The 17,687-nt window shown below is 40.1% G+C and carries 21 protein-coding genes; 7 read left to right on the top strand and 14 right to left on the bottom strand.

Annotated features, from left to right (window positions below):
- The first annotated feature begins 7 nt into the window (after positions 1-7).
- Positions 8-427: a 6-pyruvoyl trahydropterin synthase family protein gene (locus H8B21_RS20095; RefSeq protein WP_190315649.1), complete on the top strand. Its 420-nt coding sequence runs from the start codon at positions 8-10 to the stop codon at positions 425-427.
- Here H8B21_RS20095 and H8B21_RS20090 read toward each other — a convergent pair.
- From H8B21_RS20090 to H8B21_RS20065, 6 genes are read right to left on the bottom strand one after another with little or no spacing between them, the layout of a single operon-like run.
- Positions 422-1,750 carry a DUF58 domain-containing protein gene (locus tag H8B21_RS20090; protein ID WP_223815161.1) on the bottom strand — a complete coding sequence of 443 codons (1,329 nt, stop codon included), beginning with the start codon at positions 1,748-1,750 and terminating at the stop codon, positions 422-424. The two genes, H8B21_RS20095 and H8B21_RS20090, sit on opposite strands and share 6 nt — an antisense overlap.
- Positions 1,750-2,745 carry an AAA family ATPase gene (locus tag H8B21_RS20085; protein ID WP_190315648.1) on the bottom strand — a complete coding sequence of 332 codons (996 nt, stop codon included), beginning with the start codon at positions 2,743-2,745 and terminating at the stop codon, positions 1,750-1,752. Before H8B21_RS20085 ends, H8B21_RS20090 begins: the two co-directional genes overlap by 1 nt.
- The gene (locus H8B21_RS20080) at positions 2,742-3,950 is read right to left on the bottom strand and encodes a DUF4350 domain-containing protein (RefSeq protein WP_190315647.1); all 1,209 of its coding nucleotides are present in this window, start codon (positions 3,948-3,950) and stop codon (positions 2,742-2,744) included. The genes H8B21_RS20085 and H8B21_RS20080 overlap by 4 nt, the downstream gene beginning before the upstream one ends.
- On the bottom strand, positions 3,947-4,765 hold the full coding sequence (locus tag H8B21_RS20075; RefSeq protein ID WP_190315646.1) for a hypothetical protein: 819 nt from the start codon (positions 4,763-4,765) through the stop codon (positions 3,947-3,949). The genes H8B21_RS20080 and H8B21_RS20075 overlap by 4 nt, the downstream gene beginning before the upstream one ends.
- Positions 4,755-5,672 carry an ABC transporter permease gene (locus tag H8B21_RS20070; RefSeq protein WP_190315645.1) on the bottom strand — a complete coding sequence of 306 codons (918 nt, stop codon included), beginning with the start codon at positions 5,670-5,672 and terminating at the stop codon, positions 4,755-4,757. The genes H8B21_RS20075 and H8B21_RS20070 overlap by 11 nt, the downstream gene beginning before the upstream one ends.
- The gene (locus H8B21_RS20065; RefSeq protein ID WP_190315644.1) at positions 5,663-6,625 is read right to left on the bottom strand and encodes a stage II sporulation protein M; all 963 of its coding nucleotides are present in this window, start codon (positions 6,623-6,625) and stop codon (positions 5,663-5,665) included. Before H8B21_RS20065 ends, H8B21_RS20070 begins: the two co-directional genes overlap by 10 nt.
- Before the next feature lie 109 nt (positions 6,626-6,734).
- Between H8B21_RS20065 and H8B21_RS20060 the strand changes: the two genes are divergently transcribed.
- Positions 6,735-7,463: an RDD family protein gene (locus H8B21_RS20060; protein ID WP_190315643.1), complete on the top strand. Its 729-nt coding sequence runs from the start codon at positions 6,735-6,737 to the stop codon at positions 7,461-7,463.
- Positions 7,464-7,466: 3 nt separating this feature from the next.
- Here the strand turns inward: H8B21_RS20060 and trmB are convergent, their stop codons facing one another.
- Positions 7,467-8,114: a tRNA (guanosine(46)-N7)-methyltransferase TrmB gene (gene trmB, locus H8B21_RS20055; RefSeq protein ID WP_190315642.1), complete on the bottom strand. Its 648-nt coding sequence runs from the start codon at positions 8,112-8,114 to the stop codon at positions 7,467-7,469.
- A gap of 56 nt (positions 8,115-8,170) precedes the next feature.
- Between trmB and fcl the strand changes: the two genes are divergently transcribed.
- Positions 8,171-9,100, top strand: coding sequence for a GDP-L-fucose synthase (gene fcl, locus H8B21_RS20050; protein WP_190315641.1), 930 nt, complete (start codon positions 8,171-8,173; stop codon positions 9,098-9,100).
- A gap of 3 nt (positions 9,101-9,103) precedes the next feature.
- On the opposite strand, the gene H8B21_RS20045 is transcribed toward fcl, so the two are convergent.
- The 3 genes from H8B21_RS20045 to H8B21_RS20035 all read right to left on the bottom strand — a co-directional run bounded on the left by H8B21_RS20045 (position 9,104) and on the right by H8B21_RS20035 (position 10,352).
- Positions 9,104-9,625 carry a hypothetical protein gene (locus H8B21_RS20045; protein WP_190315640.1) on the bottom strand — a complete coding sequence of 174 codons (522 nt, stop codon included), beginning with the start codon at positions 9,623-9,625 and terminating at the stop codon, positions 9,104-9,106.
- On the bottom strand, positions 9,600-10,019 hold the full coding sequence (locus H8B21_RS20040; RefSeq protein ID WP_223815160.1) for a hypothetical protein: 420 nt from the start codon (positions 10,017-10,019) through the stop codon (positions 9,600-9,602). The genes H8B21_RS20045 and H8B21_RS20040 overlap by 26 nt, the downstream gene beginning before the upstream one ends.
- 63 nt (positions 10,020-10,082) lie before the next feature.
- Positions 10,083-10,352: a YtxH domain-containing protein gene (locus H8B21_RS20035; RefSeq protein WP_190315638.1), complete on the bottom strand. Its 270-nt coding sequence runs from the start codon at positions 10,350-10,352 to the stop codon at positions 10,083-10,085.
- Between the two features lie 226 nt (positions 10,353-10,578).
- Between H8B21_RS20035 and H8B21_RS20030 the strand changes: the two genes are divergently transcribed.
- Entirely contained in the window at positions 10,579-12,117 is a 1,539-nt protein-coding gene (locus tag H8B21_RS20030) for a YifB family Mg chelatase-like AAA ATPase (protein ID WP_190315637.1), read from the top strand.
- 6 nt (positions 12,118-12,123) lie between these two features.
- Here the strand turns inward: H8B21_RS20030 and H8B21_RS20025 are convergent, their stop codons facing one another.
- From H8B21_RS20025 to rsfS, 4 genes are read right to left on the bottom strand one after another with little or no spacing between them, the layout of a single operon-like run.
- Positions 12,124-12,753 (bottom strand): rhomboid family intramembrane serine protease, encoded by a 630-nt coding sequence (locus H8B21_RS20025; RefSeq protein ID WP_190315636.1) that lies wholly within the window; start codon positions 12,751-12,753, stop codon positions 12,124-12,126.
- A gap of 12 nt (positions 12,754-12,765) precedes the next feature.
- Positions 12,766-13,413, bottom strand: coding sequence for a LutC/YkgG family protein (locus H8B21_RS20020; protein ID WP_190315635.1), 648 nt, complete (start codon positions 13,411-13,413; stop codon positions 12,766-12,768).
- Positions 13,414-13,430: 17 nt separating this feature from the next.
- Entirely contained in the window at positions 13,431-15,485 is a 2,055-nt protein-coding gene (ftsH, locus tag H8B21_RS20015) for an ATP-dependent zinc metalloprotease FtsH (RefSeq protein ID WP_190315634.1), read from the bottom strand.
- Between the two features lie 39 nt (positions 15,486-15,524).
- Complete coding sequence (gene rsfS / locus H8B21_RS20010) at positions 15,525-15,899, bottom strand: ribosome silencing factor (protein WP_190315633.1); 375 nt, start codon at positions 15,897-15,899, stop codon at positions 15,525-15,527.
- A gap of 28 nt (positions 15,900-15,927) precedes the next feature.
- Between rsfS and H8B21_RS20005 the strand changes: the two genes are divergently transcribed.
- From H8B21_RS20005 to H8B21_RS19995, 3 genes are all read left to right on the top strand, one after another.
- Complete coding sequence (locus H8B21_RS20005) at positions 15,928-16,722, top strand: biotin--[acetyl-CoA-carboxylase] ligase (protein WP_190315632.1); 795 nt, start codon at positions 15,928-15,930, stop codon at positions 16,720-16,722.
- A 173-nt stretch (positions 16,723-16,895) separates the two neighbouring features.
- Positions 16,896-17,345: a protein-disulfide reductase DsbD N-terminal domain-containing protein gene (locus H8B21_RS20000; protein WP_190315631.1), complete on the top strand. Its 450-nt coding sequence runs from the start codon at positions 16,896-16,898 to the stop codon at positions 17,343-17,345.
- A gap of 77 nt (positions 17,346-17,422) precedes the next feature.
- Positions 17,423-17,687, top strand: a 265-nt coding sequence (locus H8B21_RS19995) for a hypothetical protein (protein WP_190315630.1), incomplete at its 3' end; no start/stop codon positions are given.

Below are 17,687 nucleotides of genomic sequence, written 5' to 3'. Positions count from 1 at the left end.
TTGTATAATGATTCTTGCAGAAAGATACCATGATATATCTTGTGGACACCGCGTGGTTGGACATGAGGGGAAATGCCGGTTTTTACACGGTCACAACTATCGTATACATTTTACGGTGGCTGCTGACCAATTGGACGAAGTAGGTCGGGTAGTTGATTTCTCTGTGATCAAAACCGCACTTTGCGAATGGCTGGAAGAACATTTTGACCACAAGTTTTTAATTTGGGAGAAAGATGAATTATTGCCTCAATTGCATGAAGTTTCTGGCGAAAGTCTCGTGGTCGTCCCATTTAATCCTACAGCCGAAAACATCGCACAATATCTAGTAGAACGTATCGGGCCGCAACAATTGAAAGATTATCCCGTTCGTTTGATCTCTTGCAAAGTAGAAGAAACGGCGAAGTGCTCTGCTACTTATAGTTTATAACAATCCTCTCGCTTTAATTTCCAGATATTTGTTGATGGCATTAATGGTTAGGTTTTCCGGCGACGTATAAATGGTCTGGATTCCCTGTCTATGTAATTCTTGGATAACCAGATGCTTTTCGTATACAAATTTCTGCGCAATGATTTGGTTATACACGTCAATGGTTTTCTTACCTTCTTCTTTCGCCATATCGATCAACTCTGTATTCTTGAATACAACCACAACTACAATATGCGTCTTGGCGAGCATACGCAAATAAGCCATTTGCCGTGACAACGCATCTATCGTCTCGAAATTGGTATACAACATCAATAAGGAGCGCTTATTGATATGTTTATTGCAGAAAGCATACAGGTTACCAAACTCCGTTTCTTCGAAAGCGGTTGTTATATTGTAGAGTTTTTCGGAAATCAGTTGCATCTGATTATTACGCTTCTCCGCGGGAATATGGTTGGATACTGTTTTGGAAAATGTTAGCATGCCTGCACGATCCTGTTTTAGGATCGCCGCATTCGCCAGAACCAATGTCGAATTAATGGCGTAATCCAGTAATGTCAAACCATTGAAAGGCATACGCATTACTCTACCAGCATCTATGAGTGCGTAAATAGGTTGTGATTTTTCTTCCTGATATTGGTTAACCAATAGTTTCTTATGCTTGGCCGTTGCTTTCCAGTTGAGATGACGATATTCATCTCCTCGAACGTATTCCCGTATATGATCAAATTCCAATGTAGCCCCAATTTTTCGGATACGCTTAATTCCCAATTCCATTAGCCTATCCGTCGTGGCCAATAATTGATATTTCCGCATTTGGATAAAAGAGGCGTAGCAAGCCAGTTCGAGCGGCTCATTCAACGTGAACTTCCTTGCAAACAAACCAAGTCTCTGAACTAAAGCGTGACATCTCCCAAAAGCATATACGCCCCGGGAGGTTGGACGGATTTGATAATTGGTAACTTTGGTTTCCCGCGGTAAAATATCCGATTCCAATTCAACATTCCGCAGTTGCAGCTGTATCGGGAACTCTTCCAACAGGCGGATACGGACTTTGGCAGGATAACTACTGGTCAACTGAATCTCCATATCATTCTCATCACCATTCGATAGCTTCTCCGGATAATTTCGCTGTATAATTATTTTACTTTTTTGATAGTAAAGAAACAGCATATCCCATGCACATGCCGCCATAAACAGCCAAAGAAGCGCAATCACAAAAGAAAATAACACTTTAATAAAAAAAGACAACACAAAGCATGTCGCTAATAAGAGTAGCGCATAGAAGAATTTATTGGTCACATACAGACTACGGATAAAACGCATTATCTCGGAATTTCGATACTGTCTACAATTTGTTTGATGATATAATCACTTGTGAATCCTTCCATTTCCTTCTCTGGAGTCAATAGCACGCGGTGACCCAATATAGCCGGAGCGACATACTTCACATCATCCGGCGTAATAAAGTCCCTTCCTTGAAGTGCCGCACTTGCTTTTGAAGCTTCCAACAAGGCAATCGAAGCACGCGGCGAAGCGCCCAATGTAAGGTTCGGGTTTGAACGCGTATGATAAACGACTTGTGTGATATAACTCAACACGTCTTCATGTACATAAATAGACTTGATCAACTGTTGAAAGCGGATCAACTCGTCGATACCCAATACAGGGGACACTAAATCTTCCTTATTATTTGCTTTTTGTGCATGATGCTCACGCAATATATCCAACTCCTGTTCAATTGCAGGATAATCTACATTAATCTTGAAGAGAAAACGATCCAATTGGGCTTCAGGCAAGCGATAGGTTCCTTCGTGCTCTATAGGATTCTGTGTAGCAAATACTACGAACGGTGTTGGTACGGGATAGGTGATACCATCCACCGTAACCTGTCGCTCGGACATACACTCGAACAAAGAGGATTGCGTTTTTGCCGGGGCACGGTTTATTTCGTCAATCAAGACGATATTCCCAAAAATTGGACCTTTCTTAAATTCAAATTCGTTGGTCTTCAAATCTAGCACAGAAGACCCCGTAACATCTGAAGGCATTAAATCGGGGGTAAACTGGATACGTCTAAATTCACCCTTCACTGCCTTTGCTATCAACTTTGCTGTTAATGTTTTTGCGACACCCGGCATTCCTTCTATAAGCGAATGCCCTGTTGCCAGAATAGCAATCAAAAGTTTATGGATGACCTCGTCTTGACCTATAATAACTTTCTTAACCTCCTGCTTCACTCCTCCCATCTTCTCTCTTAGCTCGGTCAGGTCTATTCTGTTTTCAAAACTGGGCTCGTATTTATTTCCTAGTTCACTCATAGCATATTCGCTTTATGTTTAAAATCTTCTATTTTTTTATTTAACTCTACCAATTCGGCATCCGTCGACGTACGTACTTTTCTATATCTCAGAAGTAGCCTTATCAAATTTTCACACTCCTCCAGCGGGACACCGGTTTTAAGCGACAATTGCTTTGCAAAAACTTCATCCTCCAACTGCAGAATATCCAGTTGGAAATGTGTCCTTATATCATATAGAAAATATTCTACTTTCTTTTGTATAAGATTACCCGGATTCCCACTTTCATAATATAAAGTAGCGATTGTACGTGCAAATTCTTTGGATAGATTTGGTTCTGGTTCCACGACATGGACAGCCTTTTGTTCCCGTTTACTTTTGAACAATAAAAACAGAATAAGCCCAAAAAGTAAAATATACCATGCCTGACGCAATCCGTCGTTTTGCAACAATACACGTAAGGGTGTTTTTGCTTCCATCGTTCCTTTAAAGGTACTATCAAACCAATAGACCTCCTTATTGGAAAGCAATTTCAATACAGCCGCTCCGTATATAAAGTTCTCCTCTTTTAACATGTAGTAATTCGTAAACATCAACGGTTCCAGATGCAATAGAAAGCGGCCTTTTCCTCTTTTTAACTCGATAAAATTAGGTATTTCCCTGTCTTCCACGTCATAATAACCGATTATACGCGTATTAACCGTATCCAAATCGCAGAACAACCCGGGATAGTCCAAATCCTTATAATGGGCTGTCTTGCCATCCACCAACGAGAAGGGACGATCCTCCACATTTATGACCTCATTAAAATTGTGGGGATAGTGATATTGTTGCTTTATCCCCAACGTATCAAGTAAGTAAAGCGGAAAACCATTGGCAGAAATAAAAACTTCTCCTCCCCTTTCTACAAATTTCAGTAGTTCGCCCGTCACCTCTTTACCTTCGTAGAACCCATTTACGATATAAACTAAACTACTTTGTTCTTTCTCCGGTAAAAATGTTTTTAGAAAATCATAGTTTGTCGATGTGAAATCTTCTATCTGTACCTGTTTTTCCAAAATTTCGGGCAATTCTTCCCGCGTTACATATAAACCATAAGGAATTTTATCCCGCTGGTCGTATGTTTTCGACCAATCGATCTGCTTATCGCTTGCCAAATCAATAAAAGCAATGATCAGGACGGTGATACCGAGTAACATAAGACCAAATTTCCCAGAATTCTTCATCGCCACTTTGATTGAAAGGTTAAGAAATAAGGTGCATACTCCTCATATTTAACTTTGTCTATAGCGACATTTCCGTACCACACGCGGTTATATATATTTACATTTCTCGCAAAATCCCTCTTCAATTCCTCGTTTTCTATTTCCTCAATAAGCTCCACATGGGTTTTGGTGTGTTTCCAATGGATCAGCTCCCGCTTTGCTAATAATTGTATGTTCAAAAGATTGAGGTAACGTATAGCTAATGCGAAATCACCGTCTTTTTGCGCCTTATCAATAAAACTAGTTAGATCAATATCCAGCAGGTTTTTCTCTACGAACTTTACTTCGTCAGACACATCCTCATCATCTTTATCTGTAGCTAACAAACGCTTACCGGAAAATAGCACGCGATAGATGATCCAAAGAAAAATAACCAACGCCACCACAGCCAGCAACTTATACACCACATCGGCAAATTGGAAATACTCTCTCGCGGGAAATAGATTGTCCAACATTCGCCCTAGCCTATCCAATATTTTCTTGAATAGACCGATACGATTGGGACTATTCTTGTCATAATCAAACTCCTCACCTTGATAGCGTGCAATCAATTTGGTAAATGTTGCTGTATCCACCTGCGGAATCTGGCTCATACGGGGAATGGTGTCGTAATAGCCTTTCTCCATATAATCTACCCAATCCGGTGGGGTATATTCCTGCGCTTTCATGGAGACACTATCTTCCAGCACCGGAGGTAGAGATTCAGTAGTATCTTGCGCATGAGAATAAAAGAAACCCCAAAGCAAAAGTGACATTACCAAAATTCTATTGCCCATCTTCCTCCTTTCCCAAATTTTGTATCTTTTCATAGACGTCTTCGCCGTATGTCACTTCTTTTGCTGTCTCATAAATAATTCCCGACACCAAAACCGTAAACATATAATACACGATATAAAGCAAGACCAGCAACGTAGCGCCAATAGAGGTGAACATGCGGCCAGCTATACTATCAAAAAATGTGGTCTCAAATCCAATCGTGTTATACGCTATAATCCCGATAATCAGCGATGGTATTAACGTGAGCATCACCAGTAGTGTCTGGAACACCAAACTTACGACATAAGCGGAAACACTATAATCGATAATTTTCTTCTTTAAGATAGAAAAGCTTTGTTGTATGGCATTGCTGGCTGGCATATATCCCTCCCGATAAAACAAAAATGCGCAAAAGAACCAAACGCCTAGAAAAGCACCCAAAATTCCAACGGCAAAACTTCCGACCAGCGGAATAAACATCAGGATAATCATAGCGAACATAATGGGGATAAACAGAATAACGGAAGCTATAATACTGACAAGTAAAAATTTAAAATATTTGCCTAGGTTCGCTACAAAAGCCCGCCAAACGTCATTAGAATTGAAATCAGTTCCCCTCTTATTCTTCAGCAAGATAAAATATTCAATGGCTAGCCCAAAGAATACCATACTTACCACCAAAAGTGTAAATAACGCCGCAATCGCAATAAATACCAAATCCAACGATTCTGTCCAGCTTTGAGTTGTCGTTAAATTAATCTTGGTCGTTCCGTAATAGATAAGAATCAACATGAGACATAATGGGACAATAGCAAGTTTCAAGATAGTTTGAAAGAAATGCCGTAACACCAGTCGCAAGAGGTTAATGAAATCTTGGACAATTTCACTAAGTTTTCGTTCTTTCCGAAATTCGAAGTCTATTTCCATCCGTTAATTCTTGCCAGTTGATAAGGTTTGATTATATAGAAATAGATAATAGCCATAAACGAGGCGATAATGATACTAATACATAACCAAATAGAGACCTGATAATGTCTTGTCACAAAGCCCTCTAAAAAGCCCGCTACTATAAAGAACGGAACAGTACTTATTAAGACCTTGGAAGCGGTTTTCATCGCTCTTTTGAACGATTCAAGCCTTGTATAGGATTTCGGGAACAATATACTGTTTCCGATAGCAAGACCGCACCCCCCAGCAATGACAATTACCGACAGTTCAATAGCTCCGTGAATCCAAATAGCCGACATGGCTTCCTGCATCACGCCGTATCGAAAAAATAAATGATGAAAAGCGCCGACCATGATGCCGTTACTGAATAAGATATAACCTGTGCCTATACTGTAAAATACGCCTAGTACAAAAGCCAGGAAAGCGACCCGAACATTATTAATCGTGATCGCCAAAGCGGAGCCTACCTCACTCCCTCCTTGATAAACGCCGGCAGGGTTTCCATCTTCGATGTTCGCTATGCTCATGTCTACGTAATAATCGCCTAAAATTAAACGTACGAAATCCAAGTCGTATTGAGCTGAAATAAATCCGATAGCGATAGCTAGGCAGAAAATCAGTAAAGAATAGAGCAGCGGACGGCGCAACTGCCATATTGCTTCTGGAATCTCCTGCTGTACAAAACGCTTGAACTGGTTCTCCGATGATTTCTGATCGCGATACAATTGCTGATGGGCCAGTATCGCCAGCTCATTCAGATAATCTTTTGTCTTTGATCGCGGATAAAATGTCTGTGCATACGCCAGATCGTTAGTTAATTCAATATAATCGGAGGCTAGGATATCGGGATCTACATTGATCTTATTTCTCAAATTATTTTCAATCAGGATCCATTTTTCTTTATTTCGTTCAATAAAGGATGCTTCTCTCATTATATCTTTCTAATTTTCTATATTTAAATAAAATAAACAAAGTAAATAGGAGAAGCTAAAAGTAGCACCTACTCGAAGCTAATATAGGAAATATTAACGTTTTAATAAAATGCACAAACTCTCTATTAATACGCCACAGAACGTAAAATTTGAATACAACTTGGCTTCGCTTGGTTCCCGTATCATCGCGTTTGCAATTGACTATTTCATTATTACGTGTTATGCCATCATGGTCTATTACATGGTCTCCAGACTTGGCCTTTTTAATACCAGTGATCCTTGGTTGACAACAGGTGTTTATATGCTTATTTTGCTTCCTGCTTTTTTTTATCCTTTTCTCATGGAGACCTTTTTTAACGGACAGACCATCGGAAAAATGATTATGCGTACGAAAGTTGTAAAGGTTGACGGCACACGCGCATCGGTATATCAATATTTTATCCGTTGGATATGTTCTATCGTGGATATCTTTTTATGCGCAGGTGCTTTGGGGATCAGCAGTATCATCGCCACAAAGCATGCACAACGGATTGGTGATATTGCTGCCGACACGACTGTCATTAGCATTAAACAAAATATGGCACTGCAACAAACGCTATTTGCAGAGATTACACAAGAATATACAGTTACCTTTCCACAAGTAATGCGTTTGTCCGATAAAGATGCCAATACCATTAAAGATATATACAAAAAGGGATATGAACGTAAAGATTATAATATCATACTAGCACTAAGCAATAAACTTGTAGAACTTCTGGACGTCAAACCACAGATGCGCCCCGAAGAATTTATTGATGTAGTAATTAAGGACTATTATTACACGTTTAGGGATCGATAACACTTAAAACCGCCACTGTACATAATTAATGTTTTTATTATCTGCGAGATACTTGCGTTCATAGTATGTTTTGATGGAAAGCACATCGTCAACTATATCTGAGTGGTACAAATCAGCGGTTTCTTTTACTTTAGGAAGATTTAACAACGTAATCTGTTCTAAGGTATAAGCATAGAAGCCGTCGTTGTCCGTTTTCAGATGCATAATACCATCATCTTCCAGAATTGTTTTATACTTTTCCAAAAACGTAGGATTAGTCAAGCGCTTTTTCTCGCGGCTATCTTGTGGCTGTGGATCCGGAAAAGTAATCCATATTTCCGCTATTTCGCTTTCTGCAAAATATTCCAATATAGTTTCAATCTGAATCCGTAGAAAACCCACGTTATCAATTCTCTCTTCCAAAGCTGTTTTCGCCCCTCTCCAGATTCGGTTCCCTTTATAATCGATACCTATAAAATTGATATGGGGAAACATTTTCGCTAAGTTAACGGTATATTCACCCTTGCCACATGCAAGTTCCAATACAACAGGGTTATTATTTGCAAAGAACTTCGTTGCCCATTTTCCTTTATAGTCTTTTCCGGCATCCAATTGAATAACATTCTTAAATGTGGCCACTTCGGCAAATCTCCGTAACTTATCCTTACCCATTTCTAATAATTTGTCCGCAAAAATAATCTTATATTTGCAGGAATCAATAGTTTAACGTGGAAAAAGAAGCCAAAATATTTGTTGCGGGTCATCGCGGAATGGTGGGTTCAGCGATTGTCAGAGCATTAGAAAAAGAAGGATACCATCGCCTTATCAAACGCACCTCAAAAGAGCTCGATTTACGAAACCAATCTGCGGTGGCAGACTTTTTCGCTGAAGAACAACCGGAATATGTATTCTTAGCGGCGGCAAAAGTCGGCGGTATTGTCGCAAACAACACCTATCGCGCCGATTTTCTCTACGAGAACCTCATGATCCAAACAAACGTAATCCATCAGGCGTATATTCGAAATATCAAAAAACTATTATTCTTAGGCTCCAGCTGTATTTATCCAAAACTTGCCCCACAGCCTCTCCAAGAGGATTATTTATTGACGGGCACATTGGAACCTACCAACGAGCCTTATGCCATTGCAAAGATTGCTGGAATTAAAATGTGTGAAGCCTATCGTTCGCAATATGGATGCAATTTCATCTCGGCAATGCCCACCAATCTATATGGTATTAATGACAACTACCATCCCCAAAACTCCCATGTATTGCCTGCTCTAATCCGTCGTTTCCATGAGGCGAAGATAGTAGGATCAAGCGAAGTGAGTATCTGGGGAACTGGTTCGCCTCTTCGGGAATTTCTATATGCAGACGACTTAGGCGAGGCCTGCGTTTTTCTAATGCAAAACTATGACGAGGAACAATTTATTAACGTAGGTGTTGGTGAGGATATGAGTATACGCGATCTTGCTTATCTCGTGCGTGAGATCGTAGGATATCATGGCGAACTCCGCTTCGATACAAGTAAGCCAGACGGCACCCCCCGCAAATTAATGGATGTTAACAAACTACATGCCTTAGGTTGGCGGCACAAAACATCTCTACGCGAGGGTATTGCCTTAGCTTATGAAGATTTTAAAAAAAAGGAAATTTAATTATTAAGTTTTATCGGTAAAACGTTCATCTTCTAAAATAGCAGCTTGCTGTTCCATAACCGCTATTTTTTCTATTTCAGCATCTATTTTTTTCTTCTTCTTTTTCTTTTTAGGCTTTATAAAAGAGGTTATTTTACTTACTAAACCACTAATTTTATCTTGATTAACCTGCCCAATAGCAGTTTCTGAAGCTAATAAAACCATAGCCTTTTTAAACCAACCAGCTCTTTTAAGTACAGTTGAATTCAACACGATGGGTGCACCCAATTGTAAAACCCTTGTCAACCAATCTGCGTCTTTACGCTGCGCAGCTTTACTGATACTTGATGTAAGATCTTTTACTAGATTTACTCCCGGTACATGAGAAGTGACAAGTCGAAAAAATCGGATCGGTGCACTTATCTTTATTTTCAACAGATTATATTGATCTGTCAAATAGGCTTCCTGCTCCCTCCGTCTTAAATTGAGCCGAGCGATCTCTGCTTGTAAATCATGTAAGTTATTTATTTTCGGTGAATTCTTCATTTACGCTTGATTTGATTTTCTCTTCTATAATATCCTCATCCTCTTCTCCTTGCCATTTTCCTGCCACCTTACGAATAGTCAGATTCATAAATATCTTTTCCAGTCCAGGTTCAAAAGCACGAATAAGCAATACAAGCACAAAAAATATAACGCCTGTCAATAAAAAGCCTAATGCATTGCTATCCAGCACTTCGCCAAGATAAAAACCTAACGCCAACGAACAGAAAAAAACGATGAATAAAGTAAATACGATCCTAACAACATCCAAGGCCAAAGAGGCAATTATTCGCGAGCCTTTAGCTAGCCCTTTGAGTTGCAATAACTTAATTTGAGTATCTACGTATTCCTTACCTTTTTGAAAGGTACCACTAAGTGAAAATTTTTCCTCTTCCATCAAATGTCTATTTTTTATGGTACGCAGTAGAGACGCAGGATGCTTTGCCTCTACTGCGTTTTGTTAAGCGTGTTCTTCTATTTCATCATCTACGATGTCCTCAACATTGGAAACTTTTGACTTCACCAAACTTACTAGCCTGTCTTTAAGTTCACTAAGTTGATCAAATTGTTCCTCCGCGCGCTCCTTGATTGCATCGCCTAAATCAGACAATGACTCATTTATCTTATCCCTTGTTTCTGATCCTTTATCGGGAGCAAACAATAATCCTACTACTGCTCCCGCTGCTAACCCTGCTAATAACGCAGTTACTATTTTACTGTTCTCATTCATATTTTTTGTCATTTAAATAATTCTCCATTACCGGATTGAAGATTAATTAAGTTATAGAATTAACAAATAATCTTCTTAATCGTTTTAAAAATACAAAAGTATTTTGGGCTTCGGCTTCCATTCAAAAAAGAAAACAAAAATCTTGCTAAAAAGTAACATACCACCAACCTTTTTTGTTTTCCCGTTTTCTTTAGCTACTTTTAGGAAACCATTCTAACATACAGCTATGCTCGTCAAAACCTTTAGTAGTGCGGTATACGGCATAAATGCAACCACTGTTACTGTCGAAACTCTTGTTTGTCCTGGTATACACTACCATATTGTTGGACTACCCGACAGCACTATCAAGGAAAGCCTGCACCGTATTGAAAGTGCGATTGTGTCCGCGGGATACCGTATGCCTCGTCAAAAGATAGTCGTCAATCTGGCTCCTGCAGATATACGCAAAGGAGGTTCCGCCTACGATTTATCTATCGCGTTAGGCATTTTGGCGGCGTCGGGCCAAATACACGAGCCCTTGCTTACAGATTATATTATGCTGGGAGAATTATCCTTGGATGGCAATATTCAACCCGTCAAAGGAGCTCTGCCAGTAGCTCTGCAGGCTAAACAGGATGGCCTAAAAGGTATTATTTTACCAATAGCAAATGCCCGGGAGGCTGCGGTCGTTCAAGACTTAGACGTATTGGCGGCGAGCAACTTACAAGATGTCATTCATTTTTTTAACGAACAACAAAAGCTACAACAAATTCGAATTGACATTGAAGATGAATTTCTACATCATATAAATAATTATGAAGTAGATTTCGCTGATGTAAAAGGGCAGGAGAATATAAAAAGGGCGTTAGAAATCGCCGCAGCGGGTGGACATAATGTTATTCTAATCGGCCCTCCAGGAGCGGGTAAAACCATGCTAGCCAAGCGTCTTCCCACCATTCTCCCTCCACTTCATTTAGATGAATCGCTTGAAACCACCAAAATACATTCCGTCGCGGGACAGCTTAGCGCCCTCTCTTCGCTGATGACCGTCCGTCCTTTTCGGGCTCCACACCATACAACGTCTGATGTTGCTCTTGTTGGTGGTGGTTCCTCGCCGCAGCCGGGTGAAATTTCACTCGCTCATCACGGCGTGTTGTTTTTGGATGAGTTACCCGAATTCAAGAGATCTGTCTTAGAAGTCATGCGGCAGCCATTAGAATCCCGTAGCATTACGATTTCACGCGCCAAGTTTTCAGTCGATTACCCGGCGAGCTTTATGCTGATTGCTGCTATGAATCCGTGCCCATGTGGATATTATAACCATCCAGAAAAAGAATGTATCTGTGGGAGCGCTGTCGTACACCGCTATCTTAGTAGAATATCAGGCCCCCTATTGGATCGTATCGATTTACACGTCGAAGTAACTCCCGTCGACTTTAACGAACTTTCTAGTGTGAAAAATGCCGAGAAAAGCGAAATTATCCGGGAAAGAGTCATACAAGCGCGTAAAATTCAAGCGAAACGCTTCGTCAACTTCGCTGATATTCACAATAACGCTCAAATGAATACGCCCACCGTACGGCAAATATGTCAAGTCAATCGCTCGGGCAAGCAGCTCTTACAAACCGCAATGGAACGACTTGGGCTTTCTGCACGAGCGTACGACCGTATATTAAAAGTATCACGTACTATAGCCGATATGGACGGCTCAGAAGAAATTGAAACCCGACACCTAGCAGAAGCTATCCATTTTAGAAGTTTGGATCGAGAAAACTGGGCAGGGTAATGAGACCTAAAAAAACTGACTGATAAGATGGCTAATGGACCAAGGGTAAAGCAATATCGTCAACCCTATGCCCGCAAGCGCACCAAATAAATGGGCATCATGATTGACATTATCGTACGCCTTTTTAGAAGCCCAGATACAATACCCTAGAAATAGGAAAGCAAACAAATAAGCCGGTATCGGGATAACCATAAAGAGTCCAAGCATAGCCTTCGGCTGAAACATGATAAAGCTGAAGAGTACGGCACAAATAGCACCCGACGCACCTAAACTATAATAACTAGGATTGTTTTTTTGTCGAATCAATGTGGGTATATCGCTAAGGATTAAACTAACCAGATAAAGCCCTGCAAAAAGCACATGCCCCATTGCACCACTAAATTGAACAAACATACTCTCCAGACCAAACCCAAAATAGTAGAAAGTCATCATATTAAAAATAAGATGCATCCAATCCTTATGAATTAAGCCACTTGTAAAAATCATATACCATTTTGACTTATCTCTATGAACCGTATATGGATGCAGCATTAACTTTGTATACCATTGCGGATTGGAAAAAACATATAAGCTCAATCCTATTGTCAAGACAAAAATCACAGAGGCGACAGGAGTAGCGTAAAGGTAGTATAACATAAAGTCTGTAGGTTAAAATCTGTCTTCTATCAAAAAGACGTATAGTTCTTTTGGACCATGTGCACCTAACACCAACATTTTCTCCATGTCTGCTGTCCGGCTGGGTCCGGTAATCGTTGAAACCATAGAAGGGATCTTATCGCCATATTTTTCTTTCACGCGCTGTAATCCATGTTTAATATCCATAACTAATTGGGAGGCTTTGGCGACCACAATGTGAATAGGCGGATAGATACTTAGCCGGCGACCAGCCTCATTTCCATTGGTTAACATGATGCTTCCGTTGCGCGCGATAAGAGCTTCACATGTTGTAATTCCTGCGTCTGCAGCTTCAAGTTGCTGATCGGTTGTATAAATCGGGAAACCATATTGTCCTAACAGCTTCTGTATTTCAAGTTCCCAGGCTAAAATCTTTTTTATTTCCAGTTTCTCAGCTAACAGTATCAAGTTTTCAATAAGCGAGATTTCACCATCGCAGTAGATAAAATTACCTGCAACTTGTGTAAATTCCCGTGCAAAGGTGACATCCAATGGTTCTTCCTCATCTTTATAAAGTGGAGAATCTTCAAAGTCAGCATGTGGATTCTCACGCTTCTGTAACAAAGCTTGACGAATCTTCTTTAGCATCCGTTCTTTAGCCGTGGTATTTCGAATGTTCATGTACGCAACCCGCCGCCCTACTCTTCTGACTTTGTATCGTTGTTATTACTGTCCTGTGGAAGATCCAACGGCAGATCAGTTTGTGGAACACCACCTCCGTCAACTCCACCATTTACAAACTCGTCATACGTAGTACGGTTTTCAAACGGACGTTTCCCCAAAATTTGTTCTAAATCACTTTGAAACAGAATTTCTTTCTCCAACAGCTTCTCTGCGATTTTGATGAGACCATCTTGTTTATCCAATAGAAGCTGTTTGGTCCGATCATATACCGCATTAATTAAGTTTCTTACCTCTTGGTCAATCAACTCCGCCGTTTGATCGGAATATGGTTTATGGAATTGCGTTTCTCCCGAGCTATCACGGAAAGATACATTTCCCACTTTATCATTCATACCATACACCGAAGTCATTGCATAAGCCAATTTTGTGATTCGTTCTAAGTCATTTTGTGCACCGGTACTGATGCGGCCGAAAGTGATATCTTCCGCAACACGTCCCCCCATCGTCATACACATGCTATCCAGCAGTTGCTCCGTGGTATATAAAAATTGCTCTTTTGGTAAGTACTGCGCATACCCCAACGCTGCCACACCACGCGGAACGATAGACACTTTAACCAAGGGATCAGCAAACTCCAAAAACCAACCAGCAATAGCGTGACCGGCTTCATGATAAGCCACAATCTTCTTCTCTTCAGGAGAAATAATTTTGTTTTTCTTTTCAAGCCCTCCAATCACCCTGTCAATCGCATCTTGGAAATCCTGCATAGAAATAGAGGCTTTATTTTTCCGCGCTGCAATCAACGCTGCTTCATTACACACGTTAGCGATCTCTGCTCCCGCAAAACCCGGTGTTTGTGCCGAAAGTTTTTTTGCATCTACTTCCTCCGACAGTTTCAACGGCTTTAAATGCACATTAAATATTTGCTCACGTCCAATCAAATCTGGTTTATCGATAGAAATTTGTCTATCAAATCGTCCCGGACGCAACAATGCTTGATCCAGTACATCTAAGCGGTTGGTCGCGGCCAAAAGAATGACGCCTAAATTGGTACCGAACCCATCCATCTCAACCAATAATTGATTCAATGTATTTTCACGTTCGTCATTTCCTCCCATAACGGAGTTTTTACCACGGGCACGTCCAATCGCATCGATTTCGTCGATAAATATGATACAAGGTGCTTTTTCTTTAGCCTGTTTGAACAAATCCCGTACACGCGAAGCACCGACACCCACAAACATTTCTACGAAATCTGATCCCGACAGAGAGAAGAAGGGCACTTGAGCCTCTCCTGCCACCGCTTTTGCCAACAATGTTTTACCTGTACCCGGAGGGCCTACAAGTAAAGCTCCCTTCGGAATTTTACCTCCTAAATCCGTGTATTTTTTCGGGTTTTTCAGAAAATCCACGATTTCCATGACTTCCGTCTTCGCCTCTTCCAATCCAGCCACATCATTAAACGTGATGTTTATTTGGGACTCCTTATCAAAAAGTTGGGCTTTAGATTTTCCGATATTGAAAATCGCACCGCCTCCAGTACCAGCACCTCCGCCCATACGGCGCATCAGCAACATCCATATCGCCACGATAATTAATAACGGAAGCATAAACGAAATAAACCAACCCGCCCATGGGTTAGATCTGTTTTCGTAAAGTGGCTCAATACGTGTTTGTCCTTCCGGTAATTCCGTTTGTGAATTTTTCAGCTTCTCACTCAAAATTTCTGCGGAAGGTTCCGTAAATGTATATTGAGGCCCCACATCAGGAGATAACAACAGGGCATTCGGACTAGGAGCTACATTTTTATACTTATCTTCTTTAAGTCTATCTTTTTTTATGTATACCTCAACCTCAACCAAGTCATTGCTCTTAAAAGCAACAAGCTTTTCTACATCGCCAGGCAATAATATTTCCTTCTCAAACTTTGAATAGGTAATCTCTTCGGTTTTATCGCTACTAAAAAAGTACTGCAGTCCAAAGAACCCGAGGATAATCAATATCCACAACCACATCATATTAAATTTGGGTGGAACAGGAGTTACTTTTTTACTTGGAATTTTCTTCATTACAATCTATTATATCTATTTCTCTTACTTTCTAAACTTTTACGCACTTTGGTACGTCTCAACCTGAGCGTCGCCCCACAAATCCTCTATGCCATAATGGCTTCTTTTTTCCGTCTTAAAGATATGAACAACGACATCTACAAAATCCAACAGGATCCATTCACCATTATTATGCCCTTCTTTCCGCCACGGTTCCTGTCCAAAGGCTTTATAAACTTCTTCTTCTACACTATTTGCTATGGCATTGATTTGTGTTGCGGAATCCGCATGACAGATAACGAAATAATCGGATAAAGTGGCATTCACGTTCCTCATATCCATCCGCACTATATCATTGCCTTTTTTTTCTTGCATGCCGTGTACTACCACTTCCGCAAGTCTACCCGACAATTCCTTTTTTGTATCTTTATTCATTAAAAAATGTTAGTTTTGAACGATATTTATGTCTTTAAATATTTTTCCCTTGCAAAATAATACATTTTCCCGACTTTACCTTAGACAAAATTTAATTGTACTAGAAGAGGTAACGTCTACCAACGATTATTTGAAAGAACTTTTGTCAAATATTACGCCACTTCCCGAAGCAACTGCCATTATGGCAATACACCAAGTAAAGGGAAAAGGTCAACGGGGAAATTCTTGGCTTAGCCAGCCCGCCGAAACACTGGCCATAAGTTTTGCCCTATATCCAAAAGACTTCTCCATACAGCAATCGTTTAATTTAAATATGTTAATTTGTCTAGGCATCCAACGATGGGCATCGACACTACTTCCCAATGTACAGATCAAATGGCCCAATGATATCTATGTCAATGATAAGAAGTTAGGGGGCGTATTGATCGAAAACCAACTATCAGGTTCTCATATCCGTTCAAGCGTAATTGGTATCGGTATCAATATAAAGCAAGCAACCCTCCCTATAGCGATACAAGACAAAGCAACTTCGCTTTATATCGAAAATCCGAAAGTATCAGCGCAATCCCTTGAGTATTACGCGCTATCTCTTCTTTCAACGATAATGGCATGCTATGAAAGTATTGATTTACAAGATACACAGCGGCTTCTGGATGCCTATAATGAATGCCTGTTTAGAAAAGGGATCCCCACACATTATGAAATTGAAGGGAAAACCTTTTTAGGCATGATTCAGGGCGTCGAAAGTAATGGCAAATTAAAATTATTAATCAACGAACAAGAGCAGTTATTTGACCTCAAAGAGATCAGCTTTAAGTTGTAAGCTTTTAATTCTTTTTTATTACTTCTGGCTTACAACTTATTACAAAATTTACTTGTATATCGCTTATATGCTCCCTAAATTTGGAAATATTTTCTCCATTAGGTTAGATTAAACCTTACAAGGTCGAAATAGTCCTATATCAAGGAAAGTATTCATAAAAACAATTTATTAGAATGAAGAAATTAAGTTTACTAATTGTCGCTGTGTTATTTACCATGGCAGGTGCGGTAGCCCAAATATACAACCCTGTAAAATGGAGCGTGGCGTCTAAAAAATTAAATGATAAAGAAGCTGTTGTATTTATTCGAGCGACTATCGATAAAGGGTGGCATATATACGGAATGAATGTCCCTGACGGCGGACCGATTGCCACCTCGTTTGCATTTGCATCTTCTAAAGATTACAGCCTAAATGGTAAGGTTGCTGCTCCTGCACCGCAGACAAAATTTGAAAAAGCTTTTGACATGAATGTTACCTATTATGCGAAAGAAGTTACTTTTCAACAAAAAGTAAAATTAAACAAAGGTCAGGCGACTATAAAAGGAACAGTGGAATTTATGGCTTGTGATGCTGAAAGATGTTTACCTCCAGATGAATACGCTTTTAACGTCACAATTAAGTAGTATTTACGAATATAAAAAATCATAAGGCGGTAAGTTTACTGCCTTTTTTTTATTTTAGCGACTTATCTAAATAAGCTATGCGTTCATTATTTAAGTATTTTGTAGTCTTACAAATTTTAACTTTTTCCTTATATAATTCGTCATTTGCACAGCAAGATAGCTTAATTTCATTTGATGATGTAGAGTTTACGGATGGCTCTGTTGACGCGGGGGAAGATACCCTGTTGGAGATTCCGGACGATCTCGTCTTTGAGGAAGGAACAGCCAGTGGAGAGGATGAAGAGGGACAGGCAGTCGGTGCACCTGTACAACCAGTTGATGCCAGTGATACGGAACAACAAT

It is taken from the genome of Sphingobacterium chuzhouense, from assembly GCF_014692525.1.
Taxonomy (GTDB): Bacteria; Bacteroidota; Bacteroidia; order Sphingobacteriales; family Sphingobacteriaceae; genus Sphingobacterium; species Sphingobacterium chuzhouense.
The sequence above is the reverse complement of the archived record's forward strand: the minus strand, read 5'-3'. Positions and strand labels throughout refer to the sequence as shown.

What these genes read in the sequence shown, in the direction of transcription:
- H8B21_RS20095 (WP_190315649.1), top strand. Translation starts at nt 8, where the DNA reads ATGATTCTTGCAGAAAGATACCATGATATATCTTGTGGACACCGCGTG.
- H8B21_RS20090 (WP_223815161.1), bottom strand. Translation starts at nt 1,750, where the DNA reads ATGCGTTTTATCCGTAGTCTGTATGTGACCAATAAATTCTTCTATGCG.
- H8B21_RS20085 (WP_190315648.1), bottom strand. Translation starts at nt 2,745, where the DNA reads ATGAGTGAACTAGGAAATAAATACGAGCCCAGTTTTGAAAACAGAATA.
- H8B21_RS20080 (WP_190315647.1), bottom strand. Translation starts at nt 3,950, where the DNA reads ATGAAGAATTCTGGGAAATTTGGTCTTATGTTACTCGGTATCACCGTC.
- H8B21_RS20075 (WP_190315646.1), bottom strand. Translation starts at nt 4,765, where the DNA reads ATGGGCAATAGAATTTTGGTAATGTCACTTTTGCTTTGGGGTTTCTTT.
- H8B21_RS20070 (WP_190315645.1), bottom strand. Translation starts at nt 5,672, where the DNA reads ATGGAAATAGACTTCGAATTTCGGAAAGAACGAAAACTTAGTGAAATT.
- H8B21_RS20065 (WP_190315644.1), bottom strand. Translation starts at nt 6,625, where the DNA reads ATGAGAGAAGCATCCTTTATTGAACGAAATAAAGAAAAATGGATCCTG.
- H8B21_RS20060 (WP_190315643.1), top strand. Translation starts at nt 6,735, where the DNA reads ATGCACAAACTCTCTATTAATACGCCACAGAACGTAAAATTTGAATAC.
- trmB (WP_190315642.1), bottom strand. Translation starts at nt 8,114, where the DNA reads ATGGGTAAGGATAAGTTACGGAGATTTGCCGAAGTGGCCACATTTAAG.
- H8B21_RS20045 (WP_190315640.1), bottom strand. Translation starts at nt 9,625, where the DNA reads ATGAAGAATTCACCGAAAATAAATAACTTACATGATTTACAAGCAGAG.
- H8B21_RS20040 (WP_223815160.1), bottom strand. Translation starts at nt 10,019, where the DNA reads ATGGAAGAGGAAAAATTTTCACTTAGTGGTACCTTTCAAAAAGGTAAG.
- H8B21_RS20035 (WP_190315638.1), bottom strand. Translation starts at nt 10,352, where the DNA reads ATGAATGAGAACAGTAAAATAGTAACTGCGTTATTAGCAGGGTTAGCA.
- H8B21_RS20030 (WP_190315637.1), top strand. Translation starts at nt 10,579, where the DNA reads ATGCTCGTCAAAACCTTTAGTAGTGCGGTATACGGCATAAATGCAACC.
- H8B21_RS20025 (WP_190315636.1), bottom strand. Translation starts at nt 12,753, where the DNA reads ATGTTATACTACCTTTACGCTACTCCTGTCGCCTCTGTGATTTTTGTC.
- H8B21_RS20020 (WP_190315635.1), bottom strand. Translation starts at nt 13,413, where the DNA reads ATGAACATTCGAAATACCACGGCTAAAGAACGGATGCTAAAGAAGATT.
- ftsH (WP_190315634.1), bottom strand. Translation starts at nt 15,485, where the DNA reads ATGAAGAAAATTCCAAGTAAAAAAGTAACTCCTGTTCCACCCAAATTT.
- rsfS (WP_190315633.1), bottom strand. Translation starts at nt 15,899, where the DNA reads ATGAATAAAGATACAAAAAAGGAATTGTCGGGTAGACTTGCGGAAGTG.
- H8B21_RS20005 (WP_190315632.1), top strand. Translation starts at nt 15,928, where the DNA reads ATGTCTTTAAATATTTTTCCCTTGCAAAATAATACATTTTCCCGACTT.
- H8B21_RS20000 (WP_190315631.1), top strand. Translation starts at nt 16,896, where the DNA reads ATGAAGAAATTAAGTTTACTAATTGTCGCTGTGTTATTTACCATGGCA.